The sequence below is a fragment of the Streptomyces shenzhenensis genome, assembly GCF_021462265.1.
Taxonomy (GTDB): domain Bacteria; phylum Actinomycetota; class Actinomycetes; order Streptomycetales; family Streptomycetaceae; genus Streptomyces; species Streptomyces shenzhenensis.
The window spans coordinates 422,861-437,012 of sequence record NZ_JAJONF010000001.1; the positions used below are offsets into that span (position 1 = coordinate 422,861).

At 71.0% G+C, this 14,152-nt stretch carries 13 protein-coding genes; 12 read left to right on the forward strand and 1 reads right to left on the reverse strand.

Features of this window, described 5'->3' with window-relative positions; all coding sequences use genetic code 11:
* Window positions 1-13: 13 nt before the first annotated feature.
* From LQ326_RS02010 to nusB, 6 genes are all read left to right on the forward strand, one after another.
* Complete coding sequence (locus LQ326_RS02010; RefSeq protein ID WP_234531918.1) at window positions 14-496, forward strand: shikimate kinase; 483 nt, start codon at window positions 14-16, stop codon at window positions 494-496.
* Window positions 493-1,584: a 3-dehydroquinate synthase gene (gene aroB, locus LQ326_RS02015; RefSeq protein ID WP_234531736.1), complete on the forward strand. Its 1,092-nt coding sequence runs from the start codon at window positions 493-495 to the stop codon at window positions 1,582-1,584. Before LQ326_RS02010 ends, aroB begins: the two co-directional genes overlap by 4 nt.
* 142 nt (window positions 1,585-1,726) lie before the next feature.
* Window positions 1,727-2,551 (forward strand): Pro-rich N-terminal domain-containing protein, encoded by an 825-nt coding sequence (locus LQ326_RS02020; protein WP_234531737.1) that lies wholly within the window; start codon window positions 1,727-1,729, stop codon window positions 2,549-2,551.
* A gap of 336 nt (window positions 2,552-2,887) precedes the next feature.
* A complete protein-coding gene (locus tag LQ326_RS02025) occupies window positions 2,888-3,994 on the forward strand; it encodes an aminopeptidase P family protein (RefSeq protein WP_234531739.1) in 1,107 nt (368 codons plus the stop codon).
* Between the two features lie 52 nt (window positions 3,995-4,046).
* Window positions 4,047-4,613 (forward strand): elongation factor P, encoded by a 567-nt coding sequence (gene efp / locus LQ326_RS02030; protein WP_181803274.1) that lies wholly within the window; start codon window positions 4,047-4,049, stop codon window positions 4,611-4,613.
* 2 nt (window positions 4,614-4,615) lie between these two features.
* Complete coding sequence (gene nusB / locus LQ326_RS02035; RefSeq protein WP_234531740.1) at window positions 4,616-5,047, forward strand: transcription antitermination factor NusB; 432 nt, start codon at window positions 4,616-4,618, stop codon at window positions 5,045-5,047.
* Between the two features lie 255 nt (window positions 5,048-5,302).
* Here nusB and bldD read toward each other — a convergent pair whose 3' ends face one another.
* Window positions 5,303-5,806 carry a transcriptional regulator BldD gene (bldD, locus tag LQ326_RS02040; RefSeq protein ID WP_181803272.1) on the reverse strand — a complete coding sequence of 168 codons (504 nt, stop codon included), beginning with the start codon at window positions 5,804-5,806 and terminating at the stop codon, window positions 5,303-5,305.
* Between the two features lie 254 nt (window positions 5,807-6,060).
* On the opposite strand from bldD, the gene pyrR reads away from it, so the two are divergent.
* The 6 genes from pyrR (at window position 6,061) to carB (ending at window position 14,068) form a co-directional block, all read left to right on the forward strand.
* The gene (pyrR, locus tag LQ326_RS02045) at window positions 6,061-6,678 is read left to right on the forward strand and encodes a bifunctional pyr operon transcriptional regulator/uracil phosphoribosyltransferase PyrR (RefSeq protein WP_234531741.1); all 618 of its coding nucleotides are present in this window, start codon (window positions 6,061-6,063) and stop codon (window positions 6,676-6,678) included.
* Window positions 6,679-6,762: 84 nt separating this feature from the next.
* The gene (locus tag LQ326_RS02050) at window positions 6,763-7,743 is read left to right on the forward strand and encodes an aspartate carbamoyltransferase catalytic subunit (RefSeq protein ID WP_234531742.1); all 981 of its coding nucleotides are present in this window, start codon (window positions 6,763-6,765) and stop codon (window positions 7,741-7,743) included.
* A 5-nt stretch (window positions 7,744-7,748) separates the two neighbouring features.
* Window positions 7,749-9,062 (forward strand): dihydroorotase, encoded by a 1,314-nt coding sequence (locus LQ326_RS02055; protein WP_234531743.1) that lies wholly within the window; start codon window positions 7,749-7,751, stop codon window positions 9,060-9,062.
* Complete coding sequence (locus LQ326_RS02060) at window positions 9,059-9,628, forward strand: PH-like domain-containing protein (RefSeq protein WP_234531744.1); 570 nt, start codon at window positions 9,059-9,061, stop codon at window positions 9,626-9,628. Before LQ326_RS02055 ends, LQ326_RS02060 begins: the two co-directional genes overlap by 4 nt.
* Window positions 9,625-10,767: a glutamine-hydrolyzing carbamoyl-phosphate synthase small subunit gene (gene carA, locus LQ326_RS02065; RefSeq protein WP_234531745.1), complete on the forward strand. Its 1,143-nt coding sequence runs from the start codon at window positions 9,625-9,627 to the stop codon at window positions 10,765-10,767. Before LQ326_RS02060 ends, carA begins: the two co-directional genes overlap by 4 nt.
* On the forward strand, window positions 10,760-14,068 hold the full coding sequence (gene carB, locus LQ326_RS02070) for a carbamoyl-phosphate synthase large subunit (RefSeq protein ID WP_234531747.1): 3,309 nt from the start codon (window positions 10,760-10,762) through the stop codon (window positions 14,066-14,068). Before carA ends, carB begins: the two co-directional genes overlap by 8 nt.
* Window positions 14,069-14,152 lie beyond the last annotated feature (84 nt).

Here is a 14,152-nt window from a genome sequence, read left to right on the forward strand (position 1 = left end):
GCTGGTCGGGCCGATGGGCGTCGGCAAGTCCACGGTCGGGCAGTTGCTCGCCGAGCGGCTCGGCGTCGGCTACCGGGACACCGACGAGGACATCGTGGCCGCCGAGGGCCGCACCGTCGCCGACATCTTCGTGGCCGAGGGCGAGCCGGTGTTCCGGGAGATCGAGAAGCGGGCGGTGCGGGTGGCGCTGGCCGAGCACGAGGGCGTCCTCGCGCTCGGCGGCGGCGCGATCCTCGACGCGGAGACCCGCGCTCTGCTCGCCGGCAGCCGGGTGGTCTACCTCTCGATGGACGTCGAGGAGGCCGTCAGGCGCACGGGCCTGAACGCGGCCCGGCCGCTGCTCGCCATCAACCCGCGCAAGCAGTGGCGCGAACTGATGGAAGCCCGGCGGCACCTGTACGAGGAGGTCGCCACCGCCGTCGTCGCGACCGACGGCCGTACGCCCGAAGAGGTCACCCAAGCGGCCCTGGACGCACTGGAGTTGAAGGAAGCATGAGCGAGGCAGTCACCCGGATTCAGGTCGGCGGCACGGCGGGCACCGAGCCGTACGAGGTCCTGGTGGGCCGTCAGCTTCTCGGTGAGCTGGGCGGACTGCTCGGGGACAAGGCCAAGCGGGTCGCCGTGATCCACCCCGAGGCGCTCGCCGAGACCGGGGACGCGCTCCGCGCCGACCTGGCCGGACAGGGCTACGAGGCCGTCGCCATCCAGGTGCCGAACGCGGAGGAGGCCAAGACCGCCGAGGTCGCCGCCTACTGCTGGAAGGCGCTCGGCCAGTCCGGCTTCACCCGCTCCGACGTCGTCGTCGGCGTGGGCGGCGGCGCCACCACCGACCTGGCCGGTTTCGTGGCCGCCACCTGGCTGCGCGGGGTCCGCTGGATCGCCGTTCCCACGACGGTGCTGGCCATGGTCGACGCGGCGGTGGGCGGAAAGACCGGCATCAACACGGCCGAGGGCAAGAACCTGGTGGGCGCCTTCCACCCCCCGGCGGGCGTCCTCTGCGACCTCGCCGCCCTGGACTCGCTGCCCGTCAACGACTACGTCTCCGGGCTCGCCGAGATCATCAAGGCGGGCTTCATCGCCGACCCGGTGATCCTGGAGCTCATCGAGTCCGACCCCGAGGCCGCGCGCACCCCGGCGGGCCCGCACACCGCCGAGCTGATCGAGCGCTCCATCCGGGTGAAGGCCGAGGTCGTCTCGTGCGACCTCAAGGAATCGGGCCTGCGCGAGATCCTGAACTACGGCCACACCCTCGGCCACGCCATCGAGAAGAACGAGCGCTACAAGTGGCGGCACGGCGCCGCGGTCGCCGTCGGCATGCACTTCGCCGCCGAGCTGGGCCGGCTGGCCGGACGCCTGGACGACGCGACGGCCGACCGCCACCGCACGGTCCTGGAGTCCGTCGGCCTCCCGCTGCACTACCGCTACGACCAGTGGCCCAAGCTGGTCGAGACGATGAAGGTCGACAAGAAGTCCCGCGGCAACCTGCTCCGCTTCATCGTCCTCGACGGCCTCGCCAAGCCGACCGTCCTGGAGGGCCCCGACCCGGCCGTCCTCCTCGCCGCGTACGGCGAGGTCGGGCAGTAAGTCCGACGCTGTTCCCTCCGCCCGATTCGCCCTGCGGAACGGGCACTTCGGACCGCCCCCGGCCGTTTCACCAAACGACGACCGGGGGCGGTACCGTTCGGTAACGAGCGTGGCCGAACATGACGAGACGGAGTGGCACCGGATGCAGCACGCAGTGGGATCTCCGCTGCCGCCGCCCCATCAGCCGGGGCAGGGACCGGCCGGCTGGCAGCCGGCCGCACACCACCCGGGACCGCCGCAGGGCCCCGCGCCCGTGCCGCCCCCACCGCCCGCGCCTCCGCAGCCGCCGCTCCCGCCGCTTCCCTCGGTTCCACCGCCGCCCGACACCACGGGCCACGTCCCGCTGCCGGCGGGCGCACCGGTGGGCATGCCGAGCCCGCCTCCCGCCGCCACGGTCCCCGATCCGACGACCACCACGCTGGCCGTCCTCCTGATCGGGCCGGCCGGTGCGGGCAAGACCAGCGTGGCCAAGTACTGGGCCGACCACCGCCGGGTCCCCACCGCCCACATCAGCCTCGACGACGTCCGCGAATGGGTCCGCTCCGGCTTCGCCGACCCCCAGTCCGGGTGGAACGACCACTCCGAGGCCCAGTACCGCCTCGCCCGCCGCACCTGCGGCTTCGCCGCGCGCAACTTCCTGGCCAACGGCATCTCGTGCATCCTCGACGACGCGGTCTTCCCGGACCGCCCGGTCGTCGGCCTCGGCGGCTGGAAGCGGCACGTCGGCCCCGGCCTGCTCCCGGTCGTCCTGCTGCCCGGCCTCGACATCGTCCTGGAGCGCAACGCCGAACGCACCGGCAACCGCCGCCTCACCGACGAGGAGGTGGCCCGCATCCACGGCCGCATGGCGGGCTGGTACGGCTCGGGCCTCCCCATCATCGACAACTCCCAGCTGGACGTCCCGTCCACGGCCCGCATCCTGGACGACGTCCTCGCACGGGCAATAGCGAGCCCGCCGAGCTGGTAGCCAGGGAGAACCTCACCCATCTTCTCGGGGCCGCGCGGAACTGCGCGAGTACGCCGCACGAGCCTGCAGCTGAGGGACGGCCCGCGGTGTCGGGGGCGCGGGGAACTGCGCGAGTACGCCGCACGAGCCTGCAGCTGAGGGACGGCCTGCGGTGTCGGGGCGTGGGGAAGTGCGCGAGTACGCCGCACGAGCCTGCAGCTGAGGGACGGCCCGCGGTGTCGGGGGCGCGGGGAACTGCGCACAAATCCACGGACCCGCACCCCACAACGGCGCCCCGCCACCCCACTCGGCCCCCCTCAACCGGCACAAAACGCCCAACCCTCCTACGCTCGACTCATGTCAGACGTGTACGCGGCCCGCCGAACCAGGCTGAGGGAACGCTGCCACGCGGTCGGCAGCCAGTCCGCCGTCATCTCACACCCGGCCAACGTGAGATACCTCGCCGGCGCCGCACCCCACGGCTCCGTCCTGCTCCTCGGCGAGCGCGAGGACGTCCTCGTCTGCCCCGGCCCGCTGGACGACCGCCCCACCGAGGCCCGCCCCGACGAGTCCCTGCGGCCCCACCTCCTGTCAGGTCCCGGCGGCGACCCCGCCGTCGCCGCCGCCGACCTCGCGGCCGCCCAGGACGCCGACGTCCTCGCCGTCGAGGAGCACCACCTCACCGTGGCCCGGCACCGCGCCCTCGCCTCCGTCGCGCCCCGCCTGCGCCTGACCGACCTGGGCAGCGCCGTCGAGCAGCTCAGGGTCGTCAAGGACGACGAGGAGATCTCCTGCCTCCGTGTCGGCGCCGAGATCGCCGACCAGGCCCTCGGCGAACTCCTGGAGTCGATCCTCGTCGGCCGTACCGAACGGCACCTCGCCCTGGAACTGGAGCGCCGCCTGGTCGACCACGGCGCCGACGGCGCGGCCTTCCCCACGTCCGTGGCCACCGGCCCGAACTCCGGCCGCCGCGGCCACCGTCCCACCGACCGGCGGGTCGAGGAGGGCGACTTCCTGACGGTCTGCCTCGGCGCCACCTACCGCGGCTACCGCTGCGAGATCGGCCGTACCTTCGTCATCGGCACCACGCCCGCCGACTGGCAGATCGAGCTCTACGACCTCGTCTTCGGCGCCCAGCGGGCCGGCCGGGAGAGCCTCGTGCCCGGCGCCGCCTGCCGCGACGTCGACCGCGCCGCCCGCCAGGTTCTGGACTCCGCGGGGTACGCCTCGGGCCTGCAGCCCCTCACCGGACACGGCGTCGGACTCGAAATCGACGAGGACCCGCAGCTCGCCCCCGCGGCCATGGGTAAACTGGACGCTTGCGTGCCGGTCACCGTCGAACCGGGGGTCCACCTCCCGGGCCGGGGCGGCGTCCGGATCGATGACACGCTCGTCGTGCGCCCCGAGGCGGACGGCGGACCCGAGCTACTCACCATCACGACCAAGGAGCTGCTCGCACTCTAGGCAAGGTGCGTGCCCCAGGGTCGTCCACGTCAGTCCAGGAGATTCCGCAACCGTGGCTTCCACGAACGACCTCAAGAACGGCCTGGTGCTCAAGCTCGAAGGCGGCCAGCTCTGGTCCGTCGTCGAGTTCCAGCACGTCAAGCCCGGCAAGGGCCCCGCTTTCGTGCGCACCAAGCTCAAGAACGTGCTGTCCGGCAAGGTCGTCGACAAGACCTTCAACGCCGGCGTCAAGGTCGAGACGGCCACTGTCGACAAGCGCGACATGCAGTTCTCGTACATGGACGGCGACTACTTCGTCTTCATGGACATGGACACGTACGACCAGCTGCACATCGACCGGAAGACCGTCGGCGACGCCGCGAACTTCCTGATCGAGGGCTTCACGGCCGTCGTGGCCCAGCACGAGGGCGAGGTGCTCTTCGTCGAGCTCCCGGCCGCCGTCGAGCTGACCATCCAGGAGACCGAGCCGGGCGTCCAGGGCGACCGCTCCACCGGCGGCACCAAGCCGGCCACCCTGGAGACCGGCCACCAGATCCAGGTCCCGCTCTTCATCACCACCGGTGAGAAGATCAAGGTCGACACCCGCACGAGCGACTACCTCGGCCGGGTGAACAGCTAACCGTGGCTGCCCGCAACACGGCCCGCAAGCGTGCCTTCCAGATCCTCTTCGAGGGCGACCAGCGCGGGGCCGATGTCCTGACCGTCCTCGCGGACTGGATCCGGCTGTCCAGGGACGACACCCGGCAGCCGCCGGTGAGCGAGTACACCATGCAGCTGGTCGAGGGGTACGCCGGGCACACCAAGCGTATCGACGAGCTGATCGCCCAGTACGCGGTCGGCTGGACGCTGGACCGGATGCCGGTCGTCGACCGCAACATCCTGCGCCTCGGCGCCTACGAGCTGATCTGGGTGGACGAGACGCCGGACGCCGTCGTCCTCGACGAGATGGTGCAGCTCGCCAAGGAGTTCTCGACGGACGAGTCGCCCTCGTTCGTGAACGGGCTTCTGGGGCGTCTGAAGGAGCTGAAGCCGTCGCTGCGCCGCGAGGTGTGAGCCGGCGACGACGAACGCCGGAGGGCCTGCAGCAAGGCATGCTGCAGGCCCTCCGGCGTTCTGTGCGCCCGATGGGTGGGACGGTGCGGGTGTGTGGCGCCTGCGGGCGGGGTGAGGCTTGTCGCGCCCACGCGGCGGAGCCGGACCCCCATACGGCCCCGCGCGCCTACGGGACGCCGAAAAGCCGCCGGGGTGGCCGGAACCGTCAAGTTCCGGCCACCCCGGCGGCACGTTTCTGCTCAGTCGGTGTGCGGGTCAGACCTCTTCGTGGGTGGCCACCGCGCGGCGGGCGTCGGCGTCCAGGACGCCCCAGCTGATCAGCTGCTCGGTGAGGACGGAGGGGGACTGGTCGTAGATCACGGCCAGTGTGCGCAGGTCGTCCTGGCGGATCGACAGCACCTTGCCGTTGTAGTCACCGCGCTGGGACTGGATCGTCGCCGCGTAGCGCTGCAGCGGGCCCGCCTTCTCGGCCGGCACGGTGGCCAGCCGCTCCAGGTCGAGGACCAGCTTCGGCGGCGGCTCGGCGGCACCGCCGGGGGTGGTGCCAGGCAGCAGCTCCTGCACCGGAACCCCGTAGAAATCCGCCAACTCTGCAAGGCGCTGCACGGTCACGGCACGGTCGCCGCGCTCGTACGAACCGACCACCACGGCCTTCCAGCGGCCCTGTGACTTCTCCTCGACACCGTGGAGGGAAAGGCCCTGCTGGGTGCGGATGGCCCGGAGCTTGGCCCCGAGCTGTTTGGCGTATTCGCTGGACATATGGCTCCCCGGACACTGTGTCGACGCGGTAGGCCTTGGTTTCCCGCCGCGCGGCTGGTAACTCACTGTGAGGTTACGCAGCGTTACTCTGTTGCGTCAAGCCGAATGGTCCGCACCGACTCTTCCGCGGCAGCGATGACCGATTACTCCAGGGGGGTGAAGAGGGGCCTCTCGGTCACCTGCTACCGTGGATGGCGCAAATCCGACGTCCTTTAAGGTCCGTCCCGTGAGGCGGAGAAGGGGGTCCGTTTCGTATGGACAAGCAGGAAAAGTTCGACCAGCAGGAAAAGTCCGCGCAGCGGGGAAAGCCCGACGCCGCGGTGCAGGCTTCCGACGCGCGGCCCGTTCTCGAAGGCCCCGACATCGCGCGGGTGCTGACCCGCATCGCCCACGAGATCGTCGAGCGCGCCAAGGGCGCCGACGACGTGGTGCTCCTCGGCATCCCGACCCGTGGCGTCTTCCTCGCCCAGCGGCTCGCCGCCAAGCTGGAGAAGATCACCGACCGCAAGATGCCCGTCGGTTCGCTCGACATCACCATGTACCGCGACGACCTGCGCATGCACCCGCCGCGTGCGCTGGCCCGCACCGAGATCCCCGGTGACGGCATCGACGGCAGGCTGGTGATCCTCGTCGACGACGTGCTCTTCTCCGGCCGTACCATCCGCGCCGCCCTCGACGCCCTGAACGACATCGGGCGTCCCCGCGCGGTCCAGCTCGCGGTCCTCGTCGACCGCGGCCACCGCGAACTGCCCATCCGCGCCGACTACGTCGGCAAGAACCTCCCCACGTCGCTGCGGGAGACGGTCAAGGTCCTGCTCGCCGAGGAGGACGGTCGCGACACCGTGCTGCTCGGCGCGAAGCCGACCTCCTAGCCGGCCGAGGTGCCGCACCGCCGCGGTGCGCCCACGCCTGCCCGCAATCTCCCCATATGTGAACTGCCTTACGGAGCCTGACAGATGCAGCGTCATCTCATCTCGGCCGCCGACCTCACCCGTGACGACGCCGTCCTGATCCTCGACACCGCCGAGGAGATGGCCCGGGTCGCCGACCGGCCGATCAAGAAGCTGCCGACCCTGCGCGGCCGCACCGTCGTCAACCTCTTCTTCGAGGACTCGACCCGGACCCGGATCTCCTTCGAGGCCGCCGAGAAGCGCCTCTCCGCCGACGTCATCAACTTCACCGCCAAGGGGTCAAGCGTCTCCAAGGGCGAGTCCCTGAAGGACACCGCCCAGACCCTGGAGGCGATGGGCGTCGACGCCGTCGTCATCCGGCACGGCGCCTCCGGAGCGCCCTACCGGCTCGCCAACTCCGGCTGGATCGACGCGGCCGTCATCAACGCCGGCGACGGCACCCACCAGCACCCCACCCAGGCCCTCCTGGACGCCTTCACCATGCGCCGCCGCCTGGTCGGCCGGGACGCCGGGATAGGGCAGGACCTGACCGGCAAGCGCATCACCATCGTCGGCGACGTCCTGCACAGCCGCGTCGCCCGCTCCAACGTCGACCTGCTGCACACCCTCGGCGCCGAGGTCACCCTGGTCGCCCCGCCCACCCTGGTGCCGGTCGGCGTCGAGAACTGGCCCTGCGAGGTGTCGTACGACCTCGACGCGGTCCTCCCCAAGTCCGACGCCGTGATGATGCTCCGCGTCCAGCGCGAGCGCATGAACGCCGCGTTCTTCCCGACCGAGCGCGAGTACTCGCGCCGCTACGGCCTCGACGGCGAGCGCATGGCGAAGACGCCCGAGCACGCCATCGTGATGCACCCCGGCCCGATGGTGCGCGGCATGGAGATCACCGCCGAGGTCGCCGACTCCGAGCGCTGCACCGTAGTCGAGCAGGTGGCGAACGGAGTCTCCATCCGGATGGCCGTTCTGTACCTCCTGCTCGGCGGCAACGAACCCGCCGTCAGCCACGCCCGCACCACCGAGGAGAAGTAAGACCCATGAGCAAGATCCTTATCCGTGGTGCGAAGGTCCTCGGCGGTGAGCCGCAGGACGTCCTGATCGACGGCGAGACGATCGTGGCCACCGCCCGGCAGGGCGAAATCGACTGGAGTGGTGCCGGGCTGAGCGCCGAAGGCGCCGAGGTCGTCGAGGCGGCCGGCAAGGTGCTGCTGCCGGGCCTGGTCGACCTGCACACCCACCTGCGCGAGCCCGGCCGCGAGGACTCCGAGACGGTCCTCACCGGCACCCGCGCGGCGGCCGGCGGCGGCTACACGGCCGTGTTCGCCATGGCCAACACCTTCCCGGTCGCCGACACCGCCGGCGTCGTCGAGCAGGTCTACCGGCTCGGCCAGGAGCACGGCTACTGCGACGTCCAGCCGATCGGCGCCGTCACCGTCGGCCTGGAGGGCAAGAAGCTCGCCGAGCTGGGCGCGATGCACGAGTCGGCCGCCGGGGTCACCGTCTTCTCCGACGACGGCAAGTGCGTGGACGATGCCGTGATCATGCGCCGCGCCCTGGAGTACGTGAAGGCCTTCGGCGGGGTCGTCGCCCAGCACGCGCAGGAGCCCCGGCTGACCGAGGGCGCCCAGATGAACGAGGGCGTGGTCTCCGCCGAACTGGGGCTCGGGGGCTGGCCCGCGGTGGCCGAGGAGTCGATCATCGCCCGGGACGTCCTGCTCGCCGAGCACGTCGGCTCCCGCGTCCACATCTGCCACCTCTCCACCGCCGGCTCCGTCGAGATCGTCCGCTGGGCCAAGTCCCGGGGCATCGACGTCACCGCCGAGGTCACCCCGCACCACCTGCTGCTCACCGACGAACTGGTGCGGTCGTACAACCCGGTCTACAAGGTCAACCCGCCGCTGCGCACCGAGCGGGACGTCCTCGCCCTGCGCGAGGCCCTCGCGGACGGCACGATCGACATCGTCGCCACCGACCACGCCCCGCACCCGCACGAGGACAAGGACTGCGAGTGGGCCGCCGCCGCGATGGGGATGGTGGGGCTGGAGACCGCGTTGTCGGTGGTCCAGGAGACCATGGTGGACACGGGCCTGCTGACCTGGGCCGGCGTCGCCGACCGCATGTCCTTCAAGCCCGCGCGGATCGGGCGGGCCGCCGGTCACGGCCGTCCCGTCTCGGCTGGTGAGCCCGCCAACCTCACCCTCGTCGACACGGAATACCGTGGCCTGGTGGACCCCGCGGGCTTCGCCTCGCGCAGCCGCAACACCCCCTACGAGGGACGCGAGCTGCCGGGCCGTGTCACCCACACGTGGCTGCGGGGCAAGGCGACGCTCGTGGACGGGAAGCTGACGTGACACCTCTGATCCTGCTGGCCGACGAGAAGAAGTCGGCCGCGGTCACCGACTGGTCCGCCCGTATCGGCTGGCTCGTGGGCCTCGCCCTCTTCGTCGCGCTCGTCTACTGGCTGATGCGCGAGGGCTGGAAGTGGCGCGGCACCCTCCAGGGCGACCTCCCCGAGCTGCCCAGCGCGCCGGACGACCCCGGCGCCGTGAGACTGACGATGAGCGGCCGCTACCACGGCTCCACCACCGCCGGGCAGTGGCTGGACCGCATCGTGGCCCGCGGCCTCGGCTCCCGCAGCCGGGTCGAGCTCACGCTGACCGACGCGGGCCTGCGGGTGGTACGCCCCGGCGCGACCGACTTCTTCATCCCCGCCGACGCGCTCCGCGAGGCCCTGCTCGGCAAGGGCATCGCGGGCAAGGTCCTCACCGAGGGCGGACTCCTCGTGGTGACCTGGGCGCACGGCGGCAGACTGATCGACTCCGGTTTCCGCTCGGACCACGCGGCCGAGCACACCGAGTGGGTCGACGCCATCAACTCCATGATCAAGACACTCAGCACGGAAGGCGCCGAACGATGACGACCTCCACAAGGGGAGCCGGCAAGGTTCCCGCGGTACTCGTCCTGGAGGACGGCCGGATCTTCCGCGGCCGCGCCTACGGGGCCGTGGGGGAGACCTTCGGCGAGGCCGTGTTCTCCACCGGCATGACCGGCTACCAGGAGACCCTCACCGACCCGTCCTACGACCGCCAGATCGTGGTCGCCACCGCCCCGCAGATCGGCAACACGGGGTGGAACGACGAGGACGACGAGTCCAGCCGTATCTGGGTCTCCGGCTACGTGGTGCGCGACCCCGCGCGCGTGCCCTCCAACTGGCGCGCCAAGCGTTCGCTCGACGAGGAACTGGTCGCGCAGGGCGTGGTCGGCATCTCCGGGATCGACACCCGCGCCCTCACCCGCCACCTGCGCGAGCGCGGCTCCATGCGGTCCGGCATCTTCTCGGGCGAGGCGATCGCCTCCGACCCCGAGCTCCTCGCGCGCGTGCAGGCCCAGCCGCACATGAAGGGCGCCTCACTGTACGAGGAGGTCGCCACCAAGGAGGCCTACGTCGTCCCCGCGGTCGGCGCGAAGCGGTTCACCGTCGCCGCCATCGACCTCGGCATCAAGGGCATGACCCCGCAGCGGATGGCCGAGCGCGGCATCGAGGTGCACGTGCTGCCCGCGACCGCCACCGAGGACGACGTGTACGCCGTCTCGCCGGACGGCGTGTTCTTCTCCAACGGCCCCGGCGACCCGGCCACGGCCGACGGCCCGGTGGCCCTGATGAGCGCCGTCCTGGAGCGGAGGACCCCGCTCTTCGGCATCTGCTTCGGCAACCAGATCCTCGGCCGCGCGCTCGGCTTCGGCACCTACAAGCTGAAGTACGGCCACCGGGGCATCAACCAGCCGGTGCAGGACCGTACGACCGGCAAGGTCGAGGTCACCGCCCACAACCACGGTTTCGCCGTGGACGCGCCGCTCGACAAGGTCAGCGAGACGAAGTTCGGCCGCGCCGAGGTCTCGCACGTCTGCCTGAACGACGACGTCGTGGAGGGGCTGCAGCTGCTCGACCAGCCGGCCTTCTCCGTCCAGTACCACCCCGAAGCGGCAGCCGGCCCGCACGACGCCGCCTACCTGTTCGACCGCTTCGTTTCCCTGATGGAGGGCCAGCGTGCCTAAGCGCACCGATATCCAGTCCGTCCTGGTCATCGGCTCCGGCCCGATCGTCATCGGTCAGGCCGCCGAGTTCGACTACTCCGGCACCCAGGCCTGCCGCGTGCTGCGCGCCGAGGGCCTCAGGGTCGTCCTGGTCAACTCCAATCCGGCGACGATCATGACCGACCCGGAGATCGCCGACGCGACCTACGTCGAGCCGATCACCCCGGAGTTCGTCGAGAAGATCATCGCCAAGGAGCGCCCCGACGCGCTGCTGCCCACCCTGGGCGGCCAGACGGCCCTGAACACCGCGATCTCCCTCGACGAGAACGGTGTCCTGGCCAAGTACGGCGTCGAACTGATCGGCGCCAACGTCGAAGCCATCAACAAGGGCGAGGACCGCGACCTCTTCAAGGAGGTCGTGGAAGAGGTCCGCAAGAAGATCGGTCACGGCGAGTCCGCCCGGTCGGTCATCTGCCACTCCATGGACGAGGTCGTCGCCGGCGTGGAGGAACTCGGCGGCTACCCGGTCGTCGTCCGCCCCTCCTTCACCATGGGCGGCGCCGGCTCCGGTTTCGCCCACGACGAGGAGGAGCTGCGCCGCATCGCCGGCCAGGGCCTGACCCTCTCCCCGACCACCGAGGTGCTCCTGGAGGAGTCCATCCTCGGCTGGAAGGAGTACGAGCTGGAGCTGATGCGCGACAAGCACGACAACGTAGTGGTCGTCTGCTCCATCGAGAACTTCGACCCCATGGGCGTGCACACCGGCGACTCGATCACCGTCGCGCCCGCGATGACGCTGACCGACCGCGAGTACCAGATCCTGCGCGACATCGGCATCGCCGTCATCCGCGAGGTGGGCGTGGACACCGGCGGCTGCAACATCCAGTTCGCGGTCAACCCCGAGGACGGCCGGGTCATCGTCATCGAGATGAACCCGCGCGTGTCGCGGTCCTCGGCGCTCGCCTCCAAGGCGACCGGCTTCCCGATCGCGAAGATCGCGGCGAAGCTGGCCGTCGGCTACACCCTCGACGAGATCCCCAACGACATCACGCAGGAGACGCCGGCCTCCTTCGAGCCCACGCTCGACTACGTGGTCGTCAAGGCTCCGCGCTTCGCCTTCGAGAAGTTCCCGCAGGCCGACTCCACGCTGACCACCACCATGAAGTCGGTCGGCGAGGCGATGGCCATCGGCCGCAACTTCCCCGAGGCCTTCCAGAAGGCGCTGCGCTCGCTGGAGAAGAAGGGCAGCCAGTTCACCTTCGTCGGTGAGCCCGGCGACAAGCAGGCGCTGCTGCACGAGGCGGTACGGCCCACCGACGGCCGGATCAACACCGTCATGCAGGCCATCCGCGCGGGCGCCACCCCCGAGGAGGTCTTCGAGTTCACGAAGATCGACCCGTGGTTCGTGGACCAGCTCTTCCTGATCAAGGAGATCGCCGACGAGCTGGCCGAGGCGCCGGAGCTGAGCGCCGGCCTGCTCGCCGACGCCAAGCGGCACGGTTTCTCCGACCAGCAGATCGGCGAGATCCGGGGGCTGCGCGAGGACGTGGTGCGCGAGGTCCGGCACGCGCTGGGCGTGCGCCCGGTCTACAAGACGGTCGACACCTGCGCCGCCGAGTTCGCCGCCAGGACGCCGTACTTCTACTCCTCCTACGACGAGGAGACCGAGGTCGCGCCGCGTGAGAAGCCGGCCGTCATCATCCTGGGCTCCGGTCCCAACCGCATCGGCCAGGGCATCGAGTTCGACTACTCGTGCGTGCACGCGTCCTTCGCGCTGAGCGACGCGGGCTACGAGACGGTGATGGTCAACTGCAACCCGGAGACCGTCTCCACCGACTACGACACCTCCGACCGGCTCTACTTCGAGCCGCTGACGCTGGAGGACGTGCTGGAGATCGTGCACGCCGAGCAGCAGGCGGGTCCGGTCGCCGGTGTGGTGGTCCAGCTGGGCGGCCAGACGCCGCTGGGCCTGTCGCAGGCGCTGAAGGACAACGGCGTACCGATCGTCGGCACCTCGCCGGAGGCCATCCACGCGGCCGAGGACCGGGGCGCCTTCGGGCGCGTGCTGGCCGAGGCGGGCCTGCCGGCCCCCAAGCACGGCACGGCGACCACCTTCGCCGAGGCCAAGGCCATCGCCGACGAGATCGGCTACCCGGTGCTCGTGCGGCCCTCGTACGTCCTCGGCGGCCGCGGCATGGAGATCGTCTACGACGAGACCCGCCTCGCCACCTACATCGCGGAGTCCACCGAGATCAGCCCCTCCCGGCCGGTCCTGGTCGACCGGTTCCTGGACGACGCCATCGAGATCGACGTGGACGCCCTCTACGACGGCGAGGAGCTGTACCTCGGCGGCGTCATGGAGCACATCGAGGAGGCCGGCATCCACTCCGGCGACTCGGCGTGCGCCCTGCCCCCGATCACGCTCGGCGGCTTCGACATCAAGCGGCTGCGCGCCTCCACCGAGGCCATCGCGCGCGGGGTCGGCGTACGCGGTCTGATCAACATCCAGTTCGCGATGGCCGGGGACATCCTGTACGTCCTCGAGGCCAACCCGCGCGCGTCCCGCACGGTCCCCTTCACCTCGAAGGCGACCGCGGTGCCGCTGGCCAAGGCCGCCGCCCGGATCTCGCTGGGCGCGACCGTCGCCGAGCTGCGTGCCGAGGGGCTGCTGCCGGCCCGCGGCGACGGCGGCGAGCTGCCGTTCGACGCGCCGATCTCCGTCAAGGAGGCGGTCATGCCGTGGTCGCGGTTCCGTGACATCCAGGGCCGGGGCGTGGACACGGTCCTCGGCCCGGAGATGCGCTCCACCGGCGAGGTCATGGGCATCGACTCCGTCTTCGGCACGGCGTACGCCAAGTCGCAGGCCGGGGCGTACGGGCCGCTGCCCACCAAGGGCCGCGCCTTCATCTCCGTCGCCAACCGTGACAAGCGCTCGATGATCTTCCCGGCGCGCGAGCTGGTCGCCCACGGCTTCGAGCTGCTGGCCACCTCCGGCACGGCCGAGGTGCTCAAGCGCAACGGCATCAACGCGACCGTGGTGCGCAAGCAGTCGGAGGGGGTGGGCCCCAACGGCGAGAAGACGATCGTGCAGCTCGTCCACGACGGCGAGGTGGACCTCATCGTCAACACGCCGTACGGCACCGGGGGTCGTCTGGACGGGTACGAGATCCGGACGGCCGCGGTGGCGCGCTCGGTGCCGTGCCTGACGACCGTGCAGGCGCTCGCGGCGGCCGTGCAGGGGATCGATGCGCTCAACCACGGGGACGTGGGGGTGCGGTCGCTTCAGGAGCACGCGGAGCGTCTGACGGCCGCGAGGGACTGAGAGGCCATGGTTCGGCTACGGGCCGGTGGGGGCCGGTCGCGCCCCCGCTGACCACCGCCCGGCGCTCCTGACGGGGCGCGTTGC

Bases quoted from the DNA above. Each gene is read 5' to 3' on its own strand.
- LQ326_RS02010 (WP_234531918.1), top strand. From the start codon at position 14: ATGGGCGTCGGCAAGTCCACGGTCGGGCAGTTGCTCGCCGAGCGGCTC.
- aroB (WP_234531736.1), top strand. From the start codon at position 493: ATGAGCGAGGCAGTCACCCGGATTCAGGTCGGCGGCACGGCGGGCACC.
- LQ326_RS02020 (WP_234531737.1), top strand. From the start codon at position 1,727: ATGCAGCACGCAGTGGGATCTCCGCTGCCGCCGCCCCATCAGCCGGGG.
- LQ326_RS02025 (WP_234531739.1), top strand. From the start codon at position 2,888: ATGTCAGACGTGTACGCGGCCCGCCGAACCAGGCTGAGGGAACGCTGC.
- bldD (WP_181803272.1), bottom strand. From the start codon at position 5,806: ATGTCCAGCGAATACGCCAAACAGCTCGGGGCCAAGCTCCGGGCCATC.
- pyrR (WP_234531741.1), top strand. From the start codon at position 6,061: ATGGACAAGCAGGAAAAGTTCGACCAGCAGGAAAAGTCCGCGCAGCGG.
- LQ326_RS02050 (WP_234531742.1), top strand. From the start codon at position 6,763: ATGCAGCGTCATCTCATCTCGGCCGCCGACCTCACCCGTGACGACGCC.
- LQ326_RS02055 (WP_234531743.1), top strand. From the start codon at position 7,749: ATGAGCAAGATCCTTATCCGTGGTGCGAAGGTCCTCGGCGGTGAGCCG.
- carA (WP_234531745.1), top strand. From the start codon at position 9,625: ATGACGACCTCCACAAGGGGAGCCGGCAAGGTTCCCGCGGTACTCGTC.